The following is a 23110-nucleotide window of genomic DNA, read 5'->3' on the forward strand; positions in this document are numbered from 1 at the left end:
GCCCAAAATCAGGGGCGCACGAAGCGGGCCCCGGTTTCGGTTCTCTGCCCCGCGCCGACAACCCGGACCTGTCCTGACGACAGCCCGCCAAAGGCGCCGGTCCCGCTCGCCATGCGGGCGCGCAGATCCGGCAAGGGGCGGTCGAGCGCCACACCGATGGCGACGTTCCTGCCTTCCATCTCGGCCTTGGCCGAGATCACCGAAACGATCCGCGCCTCGCCACCCTCGAAGCTGAACACCGGCGAGCCGGAAGAGCCGTAGTCCACGTCGCAGCCCATGACGAGCAGCCCATTCTCTTCGCCCAGCACGTCGCAGGTCTGTTGCAGCGACGGGGCCTCGGCCCGGTCATGCGCGTAGGAGACCACGCCCACCTGCGCGCCCGCGGCGACGCCGGTGAGGGTCTCGAAGGGGATGATGCGGGCCGAACGGATCGGTTGCGCCAGTTCGAGCAGCGCCACGTCCTCGGCGCTGGCCGCTCCCGATCCGGTGCCTACAAAAGTGTAGGCTTCGGGGGTCATGGCGCGGCGGATGCCCCGGTAGGCCAAGGCCCGGCCGCCGCGCATCCCGGCCTTGAACTCGATCTCGGTGGGGTCGATGCGATCGCCGGTGTCGCGATCGTACAGGCAATGCGCGGCGGTGAGCACGAGGTCGGGCGCGATCAGCGCGCCGGTGCAGAACCCGCGTCCCCCCAGATCGAGACGACCCACGGCCTCCCAACCGCGCGCGTCGTCGCCCGTCACCATCAGGGTAAGGTCGTGCCGATCCGCGCGCACCGGCAGCGACAGGGCCACCAACACTAGAAGGGCAACCGCGATGGCCTGCCGCATGTGCCCTCCTTCGGACGGTCGGGCGGGGATCGCGCGACTTGAGGGCGAGACTAGGGCAGCGCGGGTCGGCTTCAAAGGGCAATCAGGCGGATTGTTTCGAAATCATGGAGGGTTGAGGCCCCCCGGTCGCCCAATCGAGAAGCTGGACGGAATGCACCACCGGCACGCCGGTGCCGCGGCCGATCTGCATCATGCAGCCGATGTTGCCCGCCGCGATCACCTGCGGCTTCAGCACTTCCAGCGTCTCGACCTTGCGGGTGCGAAGCTGCGCCGAAATCTCGGGTTGCATCAGGTTGTAGGTGCCCGCCGAGCCACAGCACAGGTGGCTGTCGGCAGGCTCCAGCACCTCGAACCCGGCCTGCTTCAAGAGCTGCTTCGGCCCGACCTTGAGCTTTTGGCCATGCTGCAACGAGCAAGCGGCGTGGTAGGCCACGCGCATCGGTGCGACGCCTGCCCCCTCGGGCAGGCCGAGCTGCGTGACGATCTCGGACACATCGCGGCACAGGCCACCGATCCGCGCGGCCTCGGCCTCCATCTCGTGGCCCGCGAACATATGGCCGTAATCCTTCATCGTGGTGCCGCAGCCGGAGGTGTTGATCACCACCGCGTCGAGACCTTCGATGGACGCCATGGAGCGGATCAGCTTGGCCGCCGTGCCACGCGCCTCGTCGTGCTTGCCCATATGCTCGGTCAGCGCGCCACAGCAGCCGACACCCTCGGGGATCACCACCTCGCAGCCGAGACGGGTCAGCAGCCGGATCGTCGCGTCGTTGATTTCCGTATCCAAGGCGCGCTGGGCGCAGCCGATCGACAGGCCCACGCGCATCCGCCGCTCGCCCACCGCCGGGAAGACCTGCGGGTCGTCGTTGCGCGACACCGGCGGGATCCGGTCAGGGGCCATCTCGAGCATGGCGCGGAGCCGCTTGTCCGGCATCAGCCCCTTCAGCGGCTTGCCGATCTTGGCGGCGAGCAGCGCCAGCCGGAACCGCCCCGGATAGGGCAGGATCCGCGCCAGCGTCCAGCGCAGCAGCCGGTCCATCACAGGGCGCTCGTAGTTCTTCTCGATATAGCCGCGCGCCTGATCGATCAGATGGCCGTAATGCACGCCCGAGGGGCAGGTGGTCATGCAGGCGAGGCAGCCGAGGCAACGGTCGAGATGGGTGACGGTCTTGTCGTCGGGCACCCGTTCGTTTTCGAGCATGTCCTTGATGAGGTAAATCCGGCCGCGCGGGCTGTCCAATTCGTCGCCCAGCACCTGATAGGTCGGGCAGGTCGCGGTGCAAAAGCCGCAATGCACGCATGAGCGCAGGATCGCATTGGCTTCGGCGGTCTTGGGATCGCGCAGCTGCTCGGGCGTGAAGGTGGTCTGCATGGGGTCTCCGTCCGGGTCGGTGCCGGGTCAGGCGGTGTCTGGCGATCTCAGGCGGCGAGGATGCCGCGTGGGTCGAACTTGGCGCGCAGGCCGCGTGTCAGGCTTTGGAGCGCGGGCGGCTCGGGCTGAAGCGTCTGTCGCGCGGCATGGGTCTCGGGCGTGGCCCGCACCAGCGTGGCGTGACCGTCGTAGCGGCCAAGTTTGGCACGAAGATCGTGGCCCTCCGATGTGCGCAGCCACACGAGCCCCCCGCCCCAGTCGTAGAAGGCCTGCGTGGCATCGGCCCGTGCCACGACGGCGGCGGCTTCGCTCGGACGCACCGAGACGCGCCAGATGTCGCCCGTCTGTCCATGGAACGGCGCCACGTCGCGCAGGCCGCGCCAATGCGCTCGCACGGCGTCGCGGTCGGTTTCCGTCTCCCACGGGCCATGCGCCTTGAGCCGCTCGGCCAGCGCCCGGCAACGATACGCGACCGAAGCGCCGAAACCTTCGATGCGAAGTTCGGTGCGCGGCCCGCCTGTCGCATGCGGATCATGGGCCGCGCCCGACACCTCGAAGGGCGTGCCCAGCGCGTCGGACATCGCCCTTACCGCCGCCGCGTCATCGAGGCCGCGGATCACGAGGTTGGCGGCGGTCTCGGTGCCCGGCAGCACCTTGAGCGCCACTTCGGTGATCACGCCCAACGCACCTCGGCTCCCCGCAAGGAGGCGGGCGAGGTCGTAGCCGGTGACGTTCTTCATTACCCGCCCGCCGTTCTTGACGATCACCCCTTGGCCATCGACGAAACGCATCCCGAGCAGGTGGTCGCGCGCCGCCCCCACCTGCATCCGGCGCGGGCCGGAGACGTTGGCAGCGATGACACCGCCGATGGTCGGCGTGCCGGTGGTGCCCAAAAGCGCGCGGTGATCCATTGGCTCGAAGGCGAGGCGCTGGTTCGCCTTGGCCAAGGCCGCGTCGATCTCCTCCACCGGCGTGCCCGCCCGCGCCACCAGCGTCAGCGCCGCCGGATCATGCAGCACGATGCCGCTGAGACCGGAGGTGGTGAGCGGCGTGCCTTCGGGCAGGAGGCCCCGCGTGCCGCCGCCCCGCACGGACACCGGTCCGGTCGCATCGCGGACCGCTTCGGCCAGCTCGGCCTCGGATCCGGGCCGGATCACGCCCGGCGTCCTTCGCTGGCCGCGAGCGGAAAGACCTTGGCGGGGTTGAGAAGCCACTTGGGGTCGAACACGTCCTTCACCTTCATCTGCGCCTCGAGATCCTGCGGCTCGAACTGCACCGTCATGAGATCGCGCTTTTCCACGCCGACCCCGTGCTCGCCGGTCAGGCAGCCGCCCACCTCGACGCAAAGCCGCAGGATGTCGGCGCCCATCTCTTCGCATTTCTCTAGATCGCCTGCCTTGTTGGCGTCGAACAGGATCAGCGGGTGCATGTTGCCGTCGCCCGCGTGGAACACGTTGGCGACGCCGAGGCCGTAGCTGTCGCTCAGCTCGCCGATGCGCTTGAGCACCTCGGGCAGTGCCGAGACCGGGATCGTGCCGTCGAGGCACATGTAGTCGTTGATCTGGCCCATCGCACCGAAGGCCGATTTGCGCCCCAGCCAGATCCGCGCCGCCTCGTCGGCGTCCTGTGCGGCGCGGATTTCCACGGGGTCGTGGTCGCGCGCGATTTTCAGGATGGTTTCGAGCTGGTGATTGATCTCATCGGCCGAACCTTCGACTTCGACGATCAACAGCGCTTCGCAATCGGGGTATCCGGCGTGTGCAAAAGCCTCGCAGGCGCGGATGCAGGGGCGGTCCATGTATTCGATGGCCACCGGCAGCACGCCCGCCTCGATGATGTCGGCCACGCAGGCCCCCGCGGCTTCGGCGCTGTCATAACCCATGAGCACGGGAAGCGCGCCCTCGGGCTTGGGCAGGATGCGCAAGGTCGCCTCGGTCACGACGCCGAGCTGACCCTCGGAGCCGCAGATCACGCCGAGCAGGTCGAGCCCGCCCGCATCCATATGCGCGCCGCCGATCTCGAGCACCGTGCCGTCCATCTGCACCATGGTGACGCCGAGCAGGTTGTTGGTGGTCACGCCATACTTCAGACAATGCGCCCCACCCGAATTCATCGCGATGTTGCCGGCGATGGCGCAGGCAAGCTGCGAGGAAGGATCGGGGGCATAGAAGAAGCCAAGCTCCTCCACCGCGCCGGTGACGCTCAGGTTGGTGCGCCCGGTTTGGACCCGGATGATCCGGTCTGCCGTGTCGGTCTCCAGCACCCGGTTCATCCGCGACACGCCAAGGATCACCGAATCGGCGGTTGGCAGCGCGCCCCCCGCCAGCGACGTGCCCGAGCCGCGCGGCACCACGGGCACGTTCTCCTCGTGGCAGATCCGAAGCGCCGCCGAGACCTCCTCCGTCGTCGTCGGCAGCACCACGCAAAGCGGTGGGCAGCGATAGGCGGTGAGCGCGTCGCACTCGTAGGCGCGGGTCTCAGCGGGGTCGTGGATCACGCCACGATCGCCCAATGCCTTGCTGAGCCGTGCGACGACCTGCGCCTTCTTCGCCATGACGCGGGCATCGGGGGATGGCATCTGCATGGGTCGCTCCTCCTGCCCACAAGGGCATCACGATGGATTGGTAAGGAAATATAACCAAAGCGCCCCCATGGCAAGCGCGCCGAAGCACCGCTAGGGTGCCGGGCATGGATCCGCTTGCCAGCCTGCCACATCTTTCCCTCGTCGACGCCGCCGGGCTGCTCCTGCTGCTGCTGGGCTATTGGGCCATCGGCTGGCGCATCGAACATCCGGGACGGCGGCCTTCCGTCACCGTGCTGATGGCCGAGCATCGGCGCGAATGGATGCGCGAGTTCGTGCAGCGCTCGAACCGGATCTTCGACGCGACGATCATGGGCAGCTTGCGACAAGGCACGTCCTTCTTCGCCTCGACCTGCCTGCTCGCGGTGGGCGGCGTGCTCGCGCTCATCGGCAACACCGAACCATTGCAGGGTGTGGCCGAAGGGCTGGGGCAGGGGCGGCAACCGGCGGTGCTGTGGCAGATCAAGCTACTGCCGGTGGCTCTGCTATTGACGCATGCCTTTCTCAAGTTCGTCTGGGCGCACCGGATCTTCGGCTATTGCTCGGTGATCATGGCCTCGGTTCCCAACGCCGCCGATGACGTGCGCGCGATGCCGCGCGCCATGCAGGCGGCGGAGTTGAACATTCGCGCGGCCTGGAATTTCAACCGCGGGCTCAGGGCGATGTATTTCGCACTGGGCGCTCTGGCATGGCTCCTGGGCTCATGGGCGCTGCTCGTCGCGATGGTCGCAGTGCTGTGGCTGCTGTGGAGCCGGGAGTTCGCCTCCGTGCCGAGGGCGGTCCTGCTCAAGGACCTCTGAGGGGGCTGCCGCCCCCGCCGCTTTGCGGCCCCCCGCGAGTATTTCGGGAGTAAAGTGGCCAAGGGCACTTTGTCGCTAGCGTCGCGCCTCGCGCAGCCAGGCCCCGAGCATCAGTCCCGCGGCCAGAAGCAACAGAACCCACGCGGGCAACAGCGGTGTCACCTTGAGATCGAGCGTTCGATAGGCCCCGCGCGGGGTCAGCCCGATCCAGCCGCGACCGGCGGCAGGGCGGCCGGGCCGCACGTCGCGCAAAGCGGGCAACCCGTCTGCCATCGACACGATGCCGCCGCGCGTCGCCGCCACCGTGTCCTCCAGCGCCTCGCCGTTCGCGATGGTCTGCTCGAACTCGCGCGGTGCGGCTGGGCCAAGCGCGATCACCGCCGACTGCTCGCCCTCGACCAATCGGTAAAGCCCCATGCGCGGCGCGGCCCAGAGCGCCTCGAAACGGCCCGGCTCCACCTCCTCGAGAGGTATTTGGGCCTCGGAGCCATCCGGAGCGGTCACGGTGACCGGGCCGATCGCCTCGGACAGCGAACGGCGAATGATCCGCATGGAAAGCCCCGACGGCTCGGCCCAGAGCGCCTCTTCCTCGAGCTCCGGCTCCTTCATCATCCAATGCGCCAGACGGCGCAGCAGATCGAGCTGCGGGCCGCCGCCGTCATAGCCGCGCCCCCAGAGCCAAACCTGGTCCGAGGCCAGCAGCGCCACGCGCCCCTGTCCCACGCGGTCCAGAGCCAAGAGCGGTCGCTCTCCCGGTCCGGCAAGGGCGACCGTAGCGCTCTGGGTCGGGTCGATCTCGACCTGCCGAAACCAGCGGCCCCAGCTGGGCTTGAGCGGATCGCCCTCGGCATCGAGCCATGGATCGGCGAGGCCGGAGGTAACGGGGTGACGCGCGCCAAGCTCGGTCAATTCGGGGCGAAACGCCCGCTCGACCACCCGCGCGCTGGGCGCGCCGGGCAGCACGAAGCCCAAGGGGCTGCGGTAGATGCTGTCGGCGCCCGCGTATTCGGGACCGGCAGTGACCAGCACCGCGCCGCCCTCTTCGACATAGCGGGCGACATTGGCGAAGTACTCCGACGGCAGGATGCCGCGGCGGCGGTAGCGGTCGAACACGATCAGGTCGAACTCGTCTATCTTCTCGATGAACAGCTCGCGTGTCGGAAAGGCGATGAGCGACAGCTCCTCGACCGGCACGCCGTCCTGCTTTTCGGGCGGGCGCAGGATGGTGAAATGCACGAGGTCCACCGAAGCGTCGGATTTCAGCAGGTTGCGCCACGTCCGCTCGCCTGCATAGGGCTCGCCCGAGACCAGAAGCACCCGCAGCCGGTCGCGCACGCCGTTGATCTGCACCACGCTTTCGTTGTTGCGCGCGGTCAGCTCGCCCGGAGCCTCCGGCGTGGCGAACTGCAGCACGTTCATGCCGCCATGCGGCAAGGTGACCGGCAACGCGATGTCGCGTCCGAGCGGCACCTCGAAACGCATCGGCTCTCCGCCATCCACCGCGATGGTGAGTGGGACCGGACCCGCCTCCGGCGGGGCAGCGCCGTTGTCTTCGACCCGCAGCGTCAGCTCGACCTCCTCGCCCAGAATGGCAAAGGCGGGCGCGTTGCGTACCACGAGCCGGCGGTCCCAGTCGGCATCGCGTCCCGAAAGCAGCACATGCGCGGGCGCCGGAAGGTCCGGGGCGCGGGCGGCATCGTGCAGACGGCCATCGGTGAGCATCACCACCCCAGCGACGCGCCCCTGCGGCTCTTCCGCCAGCGCCTCCGCCAACGTTGTCATCAGCTTGGTGCCGCCATCTTCGGGCGCGTCGCCCAGCCGGACGACCCGAAGCTCGGTATTGGCCCGCGCCGCGATCTTGGCGCGCAGATCGTCAAGCGCGGCCTCGGTCTGCGCCGTGCGGTCCGACAGCGTCTGGCTCGCGCTTTCGTCCACCACCGCGACGACGATGTCCGACAAGGGCTGGCGCTCTTCCTGACGCAGCGCCGGGTTCGACAGCCCGGCCAGAAGAGCGGCACCGGCCAGCGCACGTAGCCACCATCCGGGCAACCCGCGCCACAGCGCCAGCGCCACGATCAGCACCGTCAGAGCCGCCAGAATCCAGAGCGCGGGCCATGGCAGAAGCGGGTCGAAGATCACCGTGCCGGTCATTGGCCAAGCCTTTCGAGCAGGGCAGGCACATGGACCTGATCGGATTTGTAGTTGCCGGTCAGCACATGCATCACGAGGTTCACGCCAAAGCGGGTGGCCATCTCGCGCTGCCGCTCACCCGCCATGCCGCGCCCGACCGGATAGAGCGGCATGCCCACCGGGTTCATCGCCCAGGCCGAGGCCCAGTCGTTGCCGCCGATCACCACCGGCGTCACATTGTCGTTGAGGTTGCGAAACGGCATGCCCGGCGTCGGCTCCTCCTCGGGGGCGGCCTCGACCCAGACGGCGCGGCCCTGATGGCGGCCCGGAAAATCCTGCAGCAGGTAGAAGGTGCGGGTCAGCACATGGTCCTCTGGCACGGGCGAGAGCGGCGGCACATCGAGCGGGCGGGCGATCGTCTGAAGGCGACGGCCCTCCGGCGTCGTCGTGCCAAGCCCCGCGATGCCGGCGTCGCGCGTGTCGAACACGATCATGCCGCCGCCGCGTAGATAGGCATTGAGCCGATCATAGGCGGCCCCCGACGGGATCGGCGTAGTGCCGGTGATCGGCCAATAGAGCAACGGAAAGAACGACAGCTCGTCGGTCTCGGGGTCGACCGCCATCGGGGTCGCGGGCTCGACCGAGGTGCGCTGCCACAAGGCGCGCCCCAGACCTTCGAGCCCCTGCTGCGCCACCTCGTCGACCTGCGCGTCGCCCGACAGGATATGGCCCAGCACCACCGATTCGGTCGCGGCCTGCGCGAAGGCCTCGGCCTGCGCATCCATTGGCGGCTCTTGCGCCTGTGCGGTCGGCACCGGTGGCAACATGAGCGCCAAAAGCAACAGCGCCGTCCGGGCCCGCAACCGACCACCCACGGCGAGCGAGGCCAGCGCATCCACGGCCATCAGTGCCACCGCAAGCGCCAGCAGCAGCCCGCCCAAGGGTCGCTCGGCGGCGCGTCCCAGCCCCTCGACCGCTATGCGCGCGGGCCAGCGGGCGGGGGCGAGCGTGGTGTCTGCACGCGTGACGTTGCGCGCGAAGCGCCCAGCCTCGCCCTCGTAGAGACCGGGGGGGAGGTCCGGGCCGAGATCGCCCGCCACAAGAGCTTCGCCCGCCACGGAGGCGCGGGTGTCGGTCTCGGTCAGGCGGCCTTCGGCATCCATGATTTCGACGGCCTGCCAGCTCGTCCCCGTAAGGTCCGTGGCCGTGTCGGTGTTGGTGCGTGCCGAGATGGCGAGGCGTTCGAGCATCGACACGAACAGCCCCGACAATGGCAGCGACGACCATTCGGCGTTGGCGGTGACATGAACCAGCACGACCTGCCCGTCGCCCAAGGGCTTGCGCGTCACCAGCGGTGTACCGTCCGAAAGCTGGGCGATGACGCGGGCGGCGAGGTCGGGGCCGGGCTGGGCCACGATCTGCGCGCGCACGGTGACGTCGCCCGGGATGGCGAGGCCGAAGAACGGGCTGTCGGTCTCGAAGGGCGCGATGGTCTTGGGCTCGCCCCAACTCATCGTGCCACCGACCGAGCGGCCCCCGGCGCGCAGCCGCACCGGCATCAACGGATCATCCCCCTCGCGGCCGGCATCCGAAGCAGCAAGGCGCGGTCCGGCAAAACGCAACAGCAACCCGCCGCTCTCGACCCAAGCCTGCAGTGCTTCGGCCTCGGTAGGCGGGAGCGTGCCCGCATCCGCCAGAACGATCACGTCGGGGTTGGCGGGGATCAGCACCGGCAGGTCGCCCGAGATCAGCTCGGCCTGCGGCTCCAGCGCCACGCGCAGGTAGTGCAGCGGCGACATCAACTCGGCGGCCTCGCGCGTCTCGCGGCTCTCGACGAGGCCCACCTCGCGACGGCGCAGCGCGTCGTCGGTCAGGGCCACGGCGGCAGCCGAGCGCGCGCCTTCGACCTCGAAACGGGTGACGCGGTTGCGCAGTTCGGGCGGCAGCGCCAATGCGACCTGCGCCACGGCCTCGCCGGGGGCGAAGTCGAGCGTCGCGCTGGCCAATTGGCGCTCGATCCCCGCGGGGTCGCGGCCATGGGCGGCGACGGTGGCTTGGGCCGCGCCGCCGATGGGGGTGCGAACGGCCTCGAGCGCGATGTCGGTGCCGTCAAGAACCGGGGGGCGCAGCGCGAGAATGCGGCGCGGCGTCTGGACCACCCGGACGGCGCCGTGGGATTCGAGTGCATCGAGCAGTGCCGCTCGGCTGTCGCGGGCCAGCCCATCCGAGAGCCAGACGGTCTCGAACCGGCCCTCCAGCGTGGCGGCCCAGTCGGCGAGCGCCTCCGCGTCGGGCTCCCACGGATGCGGGGTGAGGCCGGGCAGGGTGGTCAGAACCGCATCGGCGGGATCGAAGCGGGTTTCTTCGGGCGGGTCGGTCAGGGTGACGACGGCGGCGGGTCGGTTCGCGCGGTGCGCCTCGCCCAGGAGCGCCTCGATCCGGGCCACGCGCACCGGCCAGTCGCGCGCGTCGGCCCATGTGCCATCGGCGAGGATCAGCAGCGGCCCCGCACCCGGCGCGCCGCGCTCGGCGGGGTTCAGCACCGGCCCGGCAAAGCCCAAGATCGCGGCGGCGACGGCGAGGATGCGCAGCAAGAGCAGCCACCACGGCGTGCGATCCGACTGGCTCTCGCGGTCATCGAGGCCCAGAAGCAGCGCCACACCGGGAAAACGGCGGCGCAGCGGCGCAGGCGGCACCGCGCGCAGGATCAGCCACAGCACCGGCAACAGCACCAGCCCGGCCAGAAGCCAGGGCGAGAGAAAACCGACGGGGCCAAGGCTCCACATCAGCGGCGCTCCAGAGCGGCGTAGAGCCACAACAGCGCGGAGGCCGCGCTTTCGGAGGTGCGATGGGCCGAGAATTGCCAGCCGGTGGCGCGGGCCAGCATGGACAGGCGGTCGCGCCGCTCGGCGAGGCGGTCGAGATAGCGGTCGCGCAGATCGCCCGCCTTCAGCGTCTCATGGCGCAGGGCCCCCGACATGCTTTCGAAGATCGTGCGTCCGTCATAGGGAAACGCCTCTTCGGCGGGATCGAGCACCTGCAACAGCGCGCCGCGCACGCCGCGATCCGCGCTTGTCGTCAGCATCGCCTCGATGGGCTCCACCGGCCCGAGAAAATCCGACACCAGCACCGCGCGGCTGTGCGGCGCGAGGCTCTTGGGGTCCGGCGTGCCGTGGTCCCCGGTTCCGTCCTGCGACAGGATCTGCGCCAGCCGCGACAACTGCCCGCGCCCACGGCGCGGCGGCAACCGGTGGTCCGCGAGGCCGACACGTTCGCCGCCCCGCGTCAGCGCCACCGCAAGCGCCAGCGCCAGAAGCCGGGCGCGGTCGCTCTTGGGGGCGAGCTTGGGCGTCGAGGCAAAACCCATCGAGGCCCCGTCATCGACCCACAGCGCGACGCTCTGCGCGATCTGCCATTCCTTTTCCTGCACGAAGGCCTGATCGGCGCGCCCCGAGCGACGCCAGTCGATGGCGCGGGCCGTGTCGTGCGACTGTGCGGCGCGGTATTGCCAGAAGTTGCTGCCAGCACCGGCGCGCCTGCGCCCGTGCTCGCCCATCAGAACCGTCTGCGCCAACTGCTCGGCCTCGGCCAGAAGCGGCGGCAGCGGTGCTGCGAGGTCTTCGGCCCGGCCGCGCAGGCCGAGAGGGGTCGTGTCCGTGGCGGGGCTGGCGATCACGCCGCCGCCTCGGCCCGCGTCACCTGTTCGGCCACGCGCGCGATCAAGGCAGGCAAGGTCTCGCCCCGCGCCCGCGCGGCAAAGCCCAGCGCCATGCGATGCTCCAGCACCGGCACCGCGAGCCGCGCCACATCCTGCGGCCCCGGCACCAGACGCCCGTCGAGCAGCGCCTCGGCCCGCACCGCGAGCATGAGCGCCTGTGCCGCGCGCGGCCCCGGCCCCCAGCTCACCGACTGGCGCAGATCGGGAAGCGCCTCGGGCTCGTCGGGACGGCAGGCGCGCACCAGATCGAGGATCAACTCCACCACGCTCTCGCCCACCGGCATCCGGCGCAAAAGGCGCTGGGCATCGAGCAATTCCTGCGCGGTGAACACTGCCCTTGCCTCGTCCTCCTCGATGCCGGTGGTGGCCATCAGGATCGCGCGTTCGGTGTCGCGGGTGGGGTAGGGCACATCGATCTGGAACAGGAACCGGTCGAGCTGCGCCTCGGGCAGGGGATAGGTGCCCTCCTGCTCCAGCGGGTTCTGCGTGGCCAGCACGTGGAACGGGCGGCCCAGCGGGCGGTGCTGCCCCGCGATGGTCACCTCGCGCTCCTGCATCGCCTGCAAGAGCGCGGATTGGGTGCGGGGCGAGGCGCGGTTGATCTCGTCGGCCATCAGCAGCTGGCAGAAGACGGGGCCTTCGATGAAGCGAAACGCGCGGCTGCCGTCGACGGCGGTTTCCAGCACTTCGGAGCCCAGAATGTCGGCTGGCATCAGGTCAGGGGTGAACTGGATGCGGTTGCCCTGCAGCCCCATCACCGTCGACAGCGCATCGACGAGCCGCGTCTTGCCAAGGCCTGGCAGGCCGACGAGGAGCGCGTGACCGCCGCATAGGAGTGCCGAAAGCGTCAGTTCGACCACCCGCTCCTGACCGACGAAGCGCCGCGCCACGCTGTCGCGGGCCTGCACCAGCCGGTCGCCGAGGCTCTCGATCTCGGCAAGGAGATCGGCGTCGCTCATCTGCTCTGGCATGACAGCCTTCCCATTCTAGTCTAGATTGCAGTTTCAGCAGATACCGTGGCGGGTCCCGATGGCAAACACAAAGAACGGTGAGACAGCCGCTGCTCCTTCGGCGGAAAGCCTCGCATCGGCGGCAAGCCGGGCGGGCGCGCGCGGCCCGGCGCCGGTGCATCTGTGGGACCCGCCCTTTTGCGGCGATCTCGACATGCGGATTGCGCGCGACGGCACATGGTTTCACGAGGGCACGCCGATCGGGCGCGAACGGATGGTCAAGCTTTTCGCCTCGATCCTCAAGCGCGAGGGCGACAAGCATTTCCTCGTCACCCCGGTCGAAAAGGTCGGCATCACCGTCGACGACGCGCCTTTCGTCGCGGTCGACGTGGCGCGCGAGGGGGACGATCTGCGATTTGTCACCAATCTCGGCGAGACGGCGGTGGCGGGGCCGGAGCATCCGATCCGGGTGGTGCGCGATCCGGACACGGGCGAGCCCGCGCCCTATATCGAGATCCGCTCGGGGCTCGAGGCGCTGATCGACCGCAAAAGCTTCTACCGGCTGGTGGATCTGGGCGAGACCGCGCCGCATGAGGGTAAAGACTGGTTCGGGGTGCGTTCGAGCAAGGTATTCTTCCCGATCATTCCGGCAGCCGAGCTTCCGTGAAGATACGCGGAAGCCCGAGACAAGGCTTCCGCGCTACATATCACCAGGGTCACTCGCCAAACTGACGCCACGGGGCTGCATCGGGCGTCGTCCCGTATCATGCCGAAGAATTACGACATTGACGTAACGGAAGCCTAAAACAGCAAGGTGGCTTTGCCAAGGTCGGGCATCCGCACGACAAAGCTGTGCGGATGCCCGAAAAGCGGGCGGTATCTGAATGTCCCCGCGCCACGTCGCAGTCGGATCAGACCGAAGTGCAGATGTATTTCATCTCGAGGTAGTCGTCGATTCCATGGCGCGAGCCCTCGCGGCCCAGCCCCGACTGCTTGACCCCGCCAAAGGGCGCGACCTCGGTCGAGATGATGCCGGTGTTCACCCCGACGATGCCGTATTCCAGCGCCTCGGCCACCTTGGTCACGCGGCTCAGATCCTTGGCATAGAAATACGACGCGAGGCCGAAGATCGTGTCGTTGGCCATCGCGATCACGTCGTCCTCGTCCTCGAAGGCAAACAGCGGCGCGAAGGGGCCGAAGGTCTCCTCATGCGCGACCTTCATGCCTTGCTTCGCCCCGGTGACGACGGTGGGCTCGAAGAATTGCCCGCCGAGATCATGCGCTTTGCCGCCCGTAAGCAGCGTCGCCCCGTGATCGAGCGCGTCCTGCAGGTGATCGCGCACCTTCTCGATCGCCGAAGCCTCGATCAGCGGGCCAAGATCGGTGCCCTCCGACAGCCCATCGCCGACGCGCAGCTTTTCGACCGCGACCTTCAGACGCTTGGCGAATTCGTCATAGACGCCCTTTTGCACGTAGATCCGGTTGGCGCAGACGCAGGTCTGGCCATTGTTGCGGAACTTGCACTGGATCGCGCCCTCGACCGCGGCATCCAGATCGGCGTCATCAAAGACGATGAAGGGCGCGTTGCCGCCCAGCTCCATCGAGCATTTCATCACCTGATCGGCCGCCTGCCGCAGCAGGATGCGGCCCACCTCGGTCGAGCCGGTGAAGGTCAGCTTGCGCACGCGCGGGTTTTCGCAGAACTCCTTGCCGATCTCGGAAGCCGAGGAGGAGGTGACGACCGAGAACACGCCCTCGGGCACGCCCGCTTCTTCGGCCAGCACAGCCATGGCCAGCGCCGAAAGCGGCGTCTGCGAGGCGGGGCGGATCACGAAGGAACAGCCCGCTGCCAGCGCCGGGGCCACCTTGCGCGAGATCATCGCATTGGGGAAATTCCACGGCGTGATCCCGGCGGCGACGCCGATAGGCTGGCGGATCACGGTGATCCGCTTGTCGGGCATATGGCCGGGGATAGTCTCGCCATAGATGCGCTTTGCCTCCTCGCCGAACCATTCGACAAAGCTCGCACCGTAAGCGATCTCGCCCCGGCTTTCGGCCAGCGGCTTGCCCTGCTCGGCGGTCATCAGGATCGCGAGATCTTCTTGGTGCTCCATCATCAGGTCATACCAGCGGCGCAGGATCTTGGCGCGCTCCTTGCCGGTCTTGGCGGCCCACGGCTTTTGGGCGGCATAGGCGATGTCAATGGCGCGAGCGACCTCGGCGCGGCTCAGATCCGCGATCGAGGCCAGCACGTCGCCGCGCGCGGGGTTGGTGACGTCGAAGGTTGCGCCGTTTTCCGCCGCGACCCATTTTCCGCCGAGAAAGGCGCGGTCGCGCAAAAGGTCGGGGCGGCTGAGCAGTGACTTGATGTCGGTACGGTCGTCGAGCATGACTTCTCCTCCAGGGGTTCGGGCGCATCCTTCACTGCGAGGATAGGGCAGGTCCAGCCCCCGAACAGGGAGGACCACCGGATGACCGAGCGCGCCGAGATCGACGAGGCCTATGCCAATGCCAGCCATATCCCCGGCGGCATGGCGTATCCCGACCGCTGGGCCGAGGCGGCGGCGGCGTTCCGTGCGAGCCACCCGGCGCAGGAGATCGCCTATGGGGGCGGCGCGCGGCAGCGGCTCGACCTGTTTCGCCCCGAAGGGGAGGCGAAGGGCACGGTGGTCTTCGTGCACGGCGGATTCTGGAAGGCCTTTGACAAGAGCACGTGGTCGCATCTCGCGGCGGGGGCGCTGGCGCAGGGCTGGGCCGTGGCGATTCCCTCCTACACGCTGGCGCCCGAAGCGCGGATCGCCGCGATGACCCGTGAGATCGAGGCGGCCATCGGTGCGGTTGCGGGGGTGGTCCCGGGACCGCTGCGCCTTGCCGGGCATTCGGCGGGTGGGCATCTGGTGGCGCGCATGGCCTGCGCCGATCTTGCGCCCGGCTGGCGCGACCGGGTGGCACGGATCGTGCCGATCTCGCCTTTGTCGGATTTGCGACCGCTGATGGCAGCCAGCATGAACGATGATCTGCGGCTGGATGCGGCCGAGGCCGAAGCCGAAAGCCCGGTGCTGCTCGAACAGGTCGATCTTCCGATGACGGTCTGGGTCGGTGCGGCAGAACGGCCCGCCTTCCTCGATCAGGCGCGCTGGCTCGCCGAACGGCGGGGCTGCGGTCTGGTCGAAGCGCCGGGACGGCACCATTTCGATGTGATCGAGGCGTTGACCGAGGCCGATAGCCCTCTGACGAAGGCGCTCCTGACCTGAGGGTGCGAACCCGGTCGCAGAGCTTCGCAATGTCCAAGGGCGCTGGGATTTGATCGGGGGCGGCACATGCAGCGCCCGGGGGGCCTTATCCGCCGAACCTCTCGCGCCACGAGGGCTGTGATCCGCCCGGAGCGGCGTGGTACACGGCCCGTGCAATCGCACGTGACAGGCACACCGCCGCCGCGTGGCCGATCCAGAGCGCATCCCCGACCGGATCGGCAAGCGGCCGCGCGCCCGTCGCAGCACCAAAGACCAGATCGCCGTCGAGCGGCGTGTGTGCTGGCACGAGCGCGCGCGCGAGGCCGTCCTGTGCCGCCACCGCGATGCGGTAACACCCCGCCTTGTCGAGCGCGGCGTCGGTGGCGACGACGGCGATGGTGGTGCTTTCGCCGGGCCGGGCGAGCTTGGTAGGGGGCAACTCGGCGGGCGGCATCGAAGGGCCAAGCCCCCCGAACTCGGCCCCGATTTCCCACGGTGCGGCCCAGAACCGGGGCCCACCACCCACACAGGCCGAGCCGACGGCGTTCACTGCCACCAAGGCCCCTACGGTATGACCGCTTTCGAGCCGCAGCGAGGCGGTGCCCATGCCGCCTCGCAGATCCGCAGTGGTCGCCCCAAAGCCTGCGCCGAAGCTGCCCTCGTCGACCCGCGTGCCCGCGGCGTCGAGCGCGGCGCGGCCCAGCGCGGCATAGGGGTTCGTCGCCCATCCCTTGTCGCCGCCATTGCCCAAATCGAACAGGATAGCGGCAGGCACGATGGGCACGCGGTGCCCGCCCGCCTCAAACCCGCGCCCCGCCGCGCGCAGGCCATCGACCACACCCGATGCGGCGTCGAGGCCAAAGGCCGATCCGCCCGACAGCACCAGCGCGTCGACCGCCCCGACCAGCTTGTCGGGGGCCAGAAGCTCGGTCTCGCGCGTGCCCGGCGCGCCGCCACGCACGTCGACCGAGGCCGTGAATGGCACGGCAGCGGTCAGCACAGTGACGCCCGACCGCAGGCCCGCATCCTGCGCCTGACCCACCACCAGGCCATTGATATCGGTAATCGCGTCGCGCGGGCCGGGTGTCATGACATAACGCTCAAGCAGATTTGACCCTTCTTCCTCCCAGAGAACGCATCCGTGGCCACGTGGTAAGTGCCTCAGGGCTTTGATATCGTGGCCATTTCGCCCCAGCTTGCCGAAACGGCAACGTTCAAGCCTCGTGGTTGCCCCAAGGAGCCGCCATTATTGCGGTTCCGGCGCGTGATGATAGGTTGCCGCGAACCCTTGCGTCAAAGGCTGCCTTAGATGAACTCCACCTCTTTCGCGCTTTCGCGCCGTCGATTGCTGACCGGCGCGGCCGCCCTCTCCGTCCTTCCCGCCTGCGCCGCCCAAGTCCCGTCCTCCGTCGTCTCCACCACCGAACAGGAAATCGGCGGCGTGCCGCTGAGCCAGATCGTCGATGGCTACGGTCTGATCGAGGACGCGGGCTACCGTCTGCCGCCGGTGCCGCCGAAATACCTTCAGGGCCTCAACCGTCGCGCCTATGTGCCTTACCGCGGCTATGAGGCCGCAGGCACCATCGAGGCCGACCTGCATGCGAAGTTCCTGTACTTCATCCAGAACGACGGCATGGCTTGGCGCTTTCCCGTCGGCGTCGGCCGGCAGGGCCTGTCGATGAGCTATGACACGGTGATCAAGCGCAAGGAGCAGTGGCCGTCCTGGACCCCCACCGCCAACATGCTGCGCCGTGAGCCGGAGATCTACGGTGAGTACCGCAATGGTGTGCCCGGTGGCCTCGCCAACCCGCTCGGCGCACGTGCGCTCTATCTCTACCAAGGCAACCGCGACACCTATTACCGGATCCACGGCACCAACGATCTGGGGTCGATCGGCAACTCGGGCTCGGCCGGCTGCATCCGCATGTTCAACCACGACGCCATCTTCCTCTTCCCCAAGGTGCCGCTGCAGACCCGCGTGACGATTCGCGACTATGCCGATTCGGTCGCCATCGAGGGCGAGGCGGTGGCGAACCGTGGCCGCGAGCTGCCGCCCACCTACGTGCCGCCCGAGGAGCTCTACTCGGCCGCCGCCGCCAGCGGACCGCCGCAGTTCGGGGCCGCCACCGGCGTCGAAAGCCTCGGCTACTGACCTTGGGCTGGGGTCTCGTCCTGCCGGTGCTGGGCCTTGCCCTCGCCGGTTGGGCCGTGCCCCGGCTGCTGGCCGCGTGGTTCCCCGAAGGGGTGCGGCCACTGCTCTGCCTCGGGCTGACGGCGGCGATGTCGATGCTGGTGCTGTCGATGGCGCTGTTTCTCGTGCTCTACCTCGCGCAAGGCGTGCCACTCGATGAACTGGCCCGGCCCGGCTGGGGCGCTCTGGCGTGGCATTTGGCACGGCTCGGCCTAGGCGCGGCGCTGATCTGGGGGCCGATCCTCGTGCTATCGGTCGCGGGGCTGCCCCGTCATTGGCGGCATGAAACGTGGTAGCGATTGGCGCGGCCGCATTGATGGGCTAAGTCACGGGCGACCGACAGGGAGAGATGCGATGCGCTGGATTTCTTGGATCTTCTGGGGTGTCGTTCTGGCGCTTTTCGCCGCGCTTCTGCACTACAACCTGCCCAAGCGTGAAATCGTCCGTATCACGGGCGTCGAGATCAAGCTCGAGCGGATCGATCCGAATTCGGTGTTCTGGGCCGCGCCGGACACCGGCACGCCCGTCGACGGCCCGGTCGAGCGCGACGTGCGTTTCATCGACACCGTGCGCACCGATGGCAAGGTCATGGTGTTTCGCAACGAGGACACGGGCGGCGGCTGGCCGCCCTATTTCAAGTTCGACAGCGCCAATCTACAGGCCGAGGCGCGCAACCTCGTCTCCTCGTCCGCCGATCCTCAGTGGGTCGCGATGCGCTACTACGGTTGGCGGCTGCCGCTGCTCTCGGTCTATCCCAACGCGCTTTCGGCCAAGCCCGTCGCCGGGCCGGACGTCCGGCTGATCCCGTGGTTCAACATCGTGGTGCTGGTGCTGCTCGCGGCGCTGATCTGGGGGGTGGGGGTCAGGCTCAATCGCTGGACCCGGGCGCATGTCTCGCCTTGGCTCGACCGAGGCGACCGGCGGGTGGAAATCTGGAACGACGCGATCCGGCGCAAGCGCGCCGCGCGGGCCGAGCGCAAGAAGATGCTTTAGCCGGGCTGCACCACGTCGCGCTGCCGCGCCCGGCGAAACCGCTGCGGCGTCTCGCCATGGGCGGCGCGAAACAGCTTGTGGAAATGCGACAGGTTCGGGACGCCACACTCGGCGGCGATCTCGGCCAAACTGTCGGCGCTCCCGGTCAATCGGCGCGCGGCATACTCCATGCGCTGCGCGTTGATCCAATCCGACGGCGACATGTCGAGAAACCGCCGCATCGATCGGCTGACATGGGGATGCGCCTTGCCGGCGACCCGCGCAAAGCCCGAGGCTCCGTCGTGAAACACGTCCGGCATACGCGACGCGGCACAGGCGCGCGCCAACCAATCAGGTGCCTCGGCAGGGAGGGGCGCCACCTCGTCGGCCAGCCCGCAAAGCAGCGGAAGCAAGAACGCCTCCACGCCCAGCGCATCGCGTCGCCCCCGCTCGAGACGCAAGGCCGCGCGGTTCAGCTCCGCGATCTGGCGGCTGTCGCGCGCGAGGTGCTGCGGCGTGGCGGCACCGGCCCAGAACAGACGCCCCGCCAGCGCCGGGTGCCGCCGCCCGAGATCGGCGATGAGGTCGGGGTGCAGCGTCACCGACACCAAAAGCGAGTCGTCGCCGCGCCCCTGCAATCCGTGCAGATGCCCCGGTGCGGCAAAGATCACGTCGCCCTCCACCAGATCCTCGCGCCCGTCGGGCAGATGATGGCGCACCCGCCCGTTCTGCACCCATGCCATTTCAAAGAAATCATGCCCGTGCAGCGCCGGGCGCACCGAACCGAGGGCGGCGCGGGTCAGCGCGGCGCAGGCGCCGGGGGCGAGGATGTCGGCGTGAGACAGGATCACGGGGGGGCGTTGCATGGCCGAAGGGTAACAGGGTTTTCTGCAGATGCGAGAGGCGGAGCATGCGGTCCGCGTGACGCGCGCGGATTTTCGCGCTAGGGCAGGGCGCATCTGCATAGGGAGCCCTGCCGATGACCGCCTTCGACCGCAACCTCAAGATTGCCCCCTCGATCCTCTCCGCCGATTTCGCGGCCTTTGGTGCGGAAGTCCGCGCCATCGAGGCCCAAGGCGCGGACTGGGTCCATGTCGACGTGATGGACGGGCATTTCGTACCTAACATCACCTTCGGGCCGCAGCTCGTTCGTGCGATCCGCCCGCATGTGAAGACCGTCATGGACGTGCATCTGATGATCGCACCGGTCGATCCCTATATCGACGCCTTCGCCGACGCGGGCGCCGATATTCTCACCGCCCATGTCGAAGCCGGCCCGCATATCCACCGCACGCTTCAGGCAATCCGCGGCGCGGGCATGAAGGCGGGCGTGGCACTCAACCCCGGAACGCCGGCCGAAGCGGTGGCGCCGCTCTTGGACGACGTGGACCTCTTGTGCGTCATGACGGTGAATCCGGGCTTTGGCGGGCAGAAATTCCTGCACCCCATGCTCGACAAGATCGCCGCCCTGCACGCGATGATCGGCGACCGGGAGATCCACCTCGAGGTCGACGGCGGTGTCGATGTGGCGACGGCCCCCCTGGTGGCGCGGGCCGGGGCCGACGCGCTGGTGGCGGGCTCGGCAGTGTTCCGGGGCGGCTCGGTCGAGATGGCCTCGGTTTACGGCGAGAACATCGCCGCGATCCGGGCGGCGGCGCAGGGCTGAATCTGCCACGGCGCGCCGGTGGGCACCGGCGCGCCGTGAGTATTTGAAGAGTAAAGTAGTTAGGGGTGTGCTCTCCTCTGCCCTTTGTCTCGAAGCCGGGGGGCGGCGGCGCGTCAGCCGCTTTCGGTCATGCAGCGGATCGCAGCGACGCCGCTTTCGCCCAAGGGCACCACCGCGAAGGGGCCACCCAAGCAGCGCTGCGCCGGATCGGATGGGTCCGGCGTCTTCGGCGTTGGCAACAACCGGTCGGCCCAGTCCTCGGCATTGTCGCGTGGCTGGTAGCCCAAGAAGGACACGCGGGCGTTCGACACCGGCGCGCGGCTGTTGGCCGAGACGCCCCAGACCACGGTAAAGCCGGTGACGGGGGTGGTGACCGAGGCTTCGACCAGCCGCACGAGATCGCCATGGCTCAGCCACGTATGCAGGGCGCGGGCGTTCTGTGGCTCGGGCGTGCAGGACATGATGCGCAGGCACACCGCCTCCAGCCCCCGCTTGTCCCAAAACATCCGCCCCATGTCCTCGGCAAAGCACTTCGACAGGCCATAGAACGTGTCGGGGCGGTGCGGCACCTCCGTGTCGTGGCCCGACATCGTCTCTTGCAGCCCCACCGCATGCACCGACGATGCATAGACCACCCGCCGCGCGCCGGCGCGATGCGCCGCCTCCCACACCGTGTAGGCCCCGATAAAATTCGGGCCGAGCAGTTCCTCGAACGGGGCCTCGTCCGGGATCGCGCCGAAATGCACGACCATCTCCGCACCCTGCATCACCGCCTCGACCGCCGCGAGATCGGCGAGGTCGGCCTGCACGAAACGCTCGTTCGGCAGCAGCTCTGCCGGGCCTTGGGCGATGTCCGTGGAAACCAGCTCATCGGCCAACTTCGCCAGCGGGGCGCGCAGCACCGATCCAAGGGCACCGCAGGCGCCGGTAAGTACGATCTTCTTCATGAAAACTCCCTTAGATCACCGCCGCCTCGGTGAGCGCCGTGCCCTGCGACAGGCGCGCCACCGACAGCGGCGACAAATCGAGGCTGCGCCAGCCCCCGTGAACGATATGCTCGGCGATGCCGCGCCCGACCGCCGGGGCCTGCTGCAGCCCATGGCCGGAAAAGCCGTTGGCGAAGAGCAGGTTGGACACGGAGGGATGCGGACCCAGAAGCGCGTTCTGGTCGAGCGTGTTGTAGGCGTAGTGACCGACCCAGGCGTTGCGCAGGCGGATGCGCTCGAAGGCAGGGACGCGGGCGGCGAGAGCGGGCCAGATCCGATCCTCCCAGAGCGTGTGATCCATCTCGAAATCATGCGGATCGCAGGGGCCGTCCGCTTCGGGAGGACAACCTGCCATATAGAGCGCGCCGTCGCTGCGGTAGTGGAGGCCGCGCGGGTCAACCACCAGCGGCATTCGGCGCGGCAGCCGGTCCTCGGCTTCGAAGATGAAGGTGTAGCGCTTGCGCGGCTCCACCGGCAGGGTGATCCCGGCCATCGCTGCCACCGAGGCCGCGCGCGGGCCCGCGGCGTTCACCACATGGCCGCAGGCGACCACGCCGCCGTCCGACAGCTCCACATGAGTGACGCGATCCCCCACCATGCGCAGGCCCGTGGCCTCGGCGCGGCGTTCCTCCACACCCATGTGCCGCGCTTGGCGCCGAAACTCGGAAAACATGGTGCCGCCGTCGAAGCAGCCCTCTTCGCCGGGGTTGTGACTGCCCAAGACGACGTCGTTCCACTCCATGAACGGAAAGGCAGTGCGGAGTTGCGTCGGTGTCAGCAGCCGCGTGCCGGCCCCCATCCTCGCCTGCAACGCCTGTGCAGATCGGAGCCGGTCGGCCGAAACCTGATCGGCGGCAAGGTAGAGATAGCCGAAGTCGTCGAGATGGATCTCGGGCGCATCCCCGCCCGCAAACCCGCGAAAGCCGCGAATGAATTCCAGTCCGAAACGGCTGATCGCGACGTTCACCTCCGTGCCGAACTGCATTCGGATGCAGGAATTGGTATGGCTGGTGGACGCGAACTCGAAGGTCGGATCGCGCTCGACCACGAGGATGCGCCCCTCGAAATCGGGATCACGCGCCAGCCACCATGCCACGGCGCTGCCGATCATCGCACCGCCGATGATCACCACGTCATAGGAGGAATGCGTCGCTGTCATGCCGACAGGCTAGAGCGTCCCCCGGCCCCGCGAAAGGGGCGGCAAGAACGAAAAAAAGCGCTCCCGAAGGAGCGCTCAATAGTTGACCGGGTGGGACAACCCGGTGGGCAAGCAATGGATCAGATCGGGCGCGAGGCCGTGCCCCGATCGGGGCGGTGCCTCGGCACCGCGAGGACGGGAACGAGATGTGTCGGACGGGTGCCAGGGACGCCGTGCGCCATCCATGGCAGGCCGACCGGCAACATCTCGGTCCGGAAAGGCAAACTAACATACAGGTGAAGAAACACGGTGATTATCGCGTCGGCACTGATTGAGAACCAGCTACGATTGGATTGGCCGCTCTGGCCGCAAGGCAGTGGGATGCCGCGACGATCGGTTTTGACAAAACGAAAGAGAACCGACGCATGCGTCAAGAATACTTTGTCGTCCTGATGCATGGTGCCCTCCCTGCCCGAAAACCAGACTGGTTAAATTTGTACGACAAACTGATTAATAATGAACACAGTCGTCGTTTTGCGGTCAAAT

The 23110-nt window shown here is 68.4% G+C and carries 21 protein-coding genes; 7 read left to right on the top strand and 14 right to left on the bottom strand.

Annotated features, from left to right (window positions below):
* Nucleotides 1-8: 8 nt before the first annotated feature.
* The 4 genes from AADJ02_RS01275 to AADJ02_RS01290 all read right to left on the bottom strand — a co-directional run bounded on the left by AADJ02_RS01275 (nucleotide 9) and on the right by AADJ02_RS01290 (nucleotide 4783).
* Entirely contained in the window at nucleotides 9-827 is an 819-nt protein-coding gene (locus tag AADJ02_RS01275) for a trypsin-like peptidase domain-containing protein (RefSeq protein WP_341211180.1), read from the bottom strand.
* An 82-nt stretch (nucleotides 828-909) separates the two neighbouring features.
* The gene (glcF, locus tag AADJ02_RS01280; RefSeq protein WP_341211181.1) at nucleotides 910-2199 is read right to left on the bottom strand and encodes a glycolate oxidase subunit GlcF; all 1290 of its coding nucleotides are present in this window, start codon (nucleotides 2197-2199) and stop codon (nucleotides 910-912) included.
* Nucleotides 2200-2246: 47 nt separating this feature from the next.
* Entirely contained in the window at nucleotides 2247-3353 is a 1107-nt protein-coding gene (locus AADJ02_RS01285) for an FAD-binding protein (RefSeq protein WP_341211400.1), read from the bottom strand.
* Nucleotides 3353-4783 (bottom strand): FAD-linked oxidase C-terminal domain-containing protein, encoded by a 1431-nt coding sequence (locus tag AADJ02_RS01290; RefSeq protein WP_341211182.1) that lies wholly within the window; start codon nucleotides 4781-4783, stop codon nucleotides 3353-3355. The genes AADJ02_RS01285 and AADJ02_RS01290 overlap by 1 nt, the downstream gene beginning before the upstream one ends.
* A gap of 104 nt (nucleotides 4784-4887) precedes the next feature.
* On the opposite strand from AADJ02_RS01290, the gene AADJ02_RS01295 reads away from it, so the two are divergent.
* Nucleotides 4888-5580 (top strand): DUF599 domain-containing protein, encoded by a 693-nt coding sequence (locus tag AADJ02_RS01295; RefSeq protein ID WP_341211183.1) that lies wholly within the window; start codon nucleotides 4888-4890, stop codon nucleotides 5578-5580.
* 75 nt (nucleotides 5581-5655) lie between these two features.
* Here AADJ02_RS01295 and AADJ02_RS01300 read toward each other — a convergent pair whose 3' ends face one another.
* The 4 genes from AADJ02_RS01300 to AADJ02_RS01315 are packed head-to-tail and all read right to left on the bottom strand — an operon-like array spanning nucleotide 5656 to nucleotide 12387.
* Complete coding sequence (locus AADJ02_RS01300; protein WP_341211184.1) at nucleotides 5656-7731, bottom strand: hypothetical protein; 2076 nt, start codon at nucleotides 7729-7731, stop codon at nucleotides 5656-5658.
* Nucleotides 7728-10496, bottom strand: a complete 2769-nt coding sequence (locus AADJ02_RS01305) for a DUF4159 domain-containing protein (RefSeq protein WP_341211185.1) — start codon at nucleotides 10494-10496, stop codon at nucleotides 7728-7730. Before AADJ02_RS01305 ends, AADJ02_RS01300 begins: the two co-directional genes overlap by 4 nt.
* On the bottom strand, nucleotides 10496-11386 hold the full coding sequence (locus tag AADJ02_RS01310; protein WP_341211186.1) for a DUF58 domain-containing protein: 891 nt from the start codon (nucleotides 11384-11386) through the stop codon (nucleotides 10496-10498). Before AADJ02_RS01310 ends, AADJ02_RS01305 begins: the two co-directional genes overlap by 1 nt.
* Nucleotides 11383-12387, bottom strand: coding sequence for a MoxR family ATPase (locus AADJ02_RS01315; RefSeq protein ID WP_341211187.1), 1005 nt, complete (start codon nucleotides 12385-12387; stop codon nucleotides 11383-11385). Before AADJ02_RS01315 ends, AADJ02_RS01310 begins: the two co-directional genes overlap by 4 nt.
* Nucleotides 12388-12457: 70 nt before the next feature.
* On the opposite strand from AADJ02_RS01315, the gene AADJ02_RS01320 reads away from it, so the two are divergent.
* Nucleotides 12458-13045 (top strand): DUF1285 domain-containing protein, encoded by a 588-nt coding sequence (locus AADJ02_RS01320; protein ID WP_341211188.1) that lies wholly within the window; start codon nucleotides 12458-12460, stop codon nucleotides 13043-13045.
* A 244-nt stretch (nucleotides 13046-13289) separates the two neighbouring features.
* Here the strand turns inward: AADJ02_RS01320 and AADJ02_RS01325 are convergent, their stop codons facing one another.
* On the bottom strand, nucleotides 13290-14768 hold the full coding sequence (locus tag AADJ02_RS01325; protein WP_341211189.1) for an NAD-dependent succinate-semialdehyde dehydrogenase: 1479 nt from the start codon (nucleotides 14766-14768) through the stop codon (nucleotides 13290-13292).
* Between the two features lie 81 nt (nucleotides 14769-14849).
* Between AADJ02_RS01325 and AADJ02_RS01330 the strand changes: the two genes are divergently transcribed.
* A complete protein-coding gene (locus AADJ02_RS01330; protein WP_341211190.1) occupies nucleotides 14850-15632 on the top strand; it encodes an alpha/beta hydrolase in 783 nt (260 codons plus the stop codon).
* An 85-nt stretch (nucleotides 15633-15717) separates the two neighbouring features.
* On the opposite strand, the gene AADJ02_RS01335 is transcribed toward AADJ02_RS01330, so the two are convergent.
* Nucleotides 15718-16701 carry a P1 family peptidase gene (locus AADJ02_RS01335; protein WP_341211191.1) on the bottom strand — a complete coding sequence of 328 codons (984 nt, stop codon included), beginning with the start codon at nucleotides 16699-16701 and terminating at the stop codon, nucleotides 15718-15720.
* Between the two features lie 219 nt (nucleotides 16702-16920).
* On the opposite strand from AADJ02_RS01335, the gene AADJ02_RS01340 reads away from it, so the two are divergent.
* From AADJ02_RS01340 to AADJ02_RS01350, 3 genes are read left to right on the top strand one after another with little or no spacing between them, the layout of a single operon-like run.
* On the top strand, nucleotides 16921-17763 hold the full coding sequence (locus AADJ02_RS01340) for a L,D-transpeptidase (protein WP_341211192.1): 843 nt from the start codon (nucleotides 16921-16923) through the stop codon (nucleotides 17761-17763).
* 2 nt (nucleotides 17764-17765) lie between these two features.
* Entirely contained in the window at nucleotides 17766-18098 is a 333-nt protein-coding gene (locus AADJ02_RS01345) for a hypothetical protein (RefSeq protein ID WP_341211193.1), read from the top strand.
* 58 nt (nucleotides 18099-18156) lie between these two features.
* Nucleotides 18157-18795 (top strand): DUF1523 family protein, encoded by a 639-nt coding sequence (locus AADJ02_RS01350; RefSeq protein WP_341211194.1) that lies wholly within the window; start codon nucleotides 18157-18159, stop codon nucleotides 18793-18795.
* On the opposite strand, the gene AADJ02_RS01355 is transcribed toward AADJ02_RS01350, so the two are convergent.
* Nucleotides 18792-19640, bottom strand: coding sequence for a helix-turn-helix transcriptional regulator (locus tag AADJ02_RS01355; protein ID WP_341211195.1), 849 nt, complete (start codon nucleotides 19638-19640; stop codon nucleotides 18792-18794). The two genes, AADJ02_RS01350 and AADJ02_RS01355, sit on opposite strands and share 4 nt — an antisense overlap.
* A gap of 113 nt (nucleotides 19641-19753) precedes the next feature.
* Between AADJ02_RS01355 and rpe the strand changes: the two genes are divergently transcribed.
* On the top strand, nucleotides 19754-20440 hold the full coding sequence (gene rpe / locus AADJ02_RS01360; protein ID WP_341211196.1) for a ribulose-phosphate 3-epimerase: 687 nt from the start codon (nucleotides 19754-19756) through the stop codon (nucleotides 20438-20440).
* 113 nt (nucleotides 20441-20553) lie between these two features.
* Here rpe and AADJ02_RS01365 read toward each other — a convergent pair whose 3' ends face one another.
* The 3 genes from AADJ02_RS01365 to AADJ02_RS01375 form a co-directional block, all read right to left on the bottom strand.
* On the bottom strand, nucleotides 20554-21387 hold the full coding sequence (locus tag AADJ02_RS01365) for an NAD(P)-dependent oxidoreductase (protein WP_341211197.1): 834 nt from the start codon (nucleotides 21385-21387) through the stop codon (nucleotides 20554-20556).
* A 10-nt stretch (nucleotides 21388-21397) separates the two neighbouring features.
* A complete protein-coding gene (locus tag AADJ02_RS01370) occupies nucleotides 21398-22585 on the bottom strand; it encodes an FAD-binding oxidoreductase (protein ID WP_341211198.1) in 1188 nt (395 codons plus the stop codon).
* A gap of 119 nt (nucleotides 22586-22704) precedes the next feature.
* On the bottom strand, nucleotides 22705-23022 hold the full coding sequence (locus AADJ02_RS01375; RefSeq protein ID WP_341211199.1) for a hypothetical protein: 318 nt from the start codon (nucleotides 23020-23022) through the stop codon (nucleotides 22705-22707).
* Nucleotides 23023-23110: the final 88 nt, after the last annotated feature.

It is taken from the genome of uncultured Limimaricola sp. (genome assembly GCF_964022235.1).
Taxonomy (GTDB): Bacteria; Pseudomonadota; Alphaproteobacteria; order Rhodobacterales; family Rhodobacteraceae; genus Limimaricola.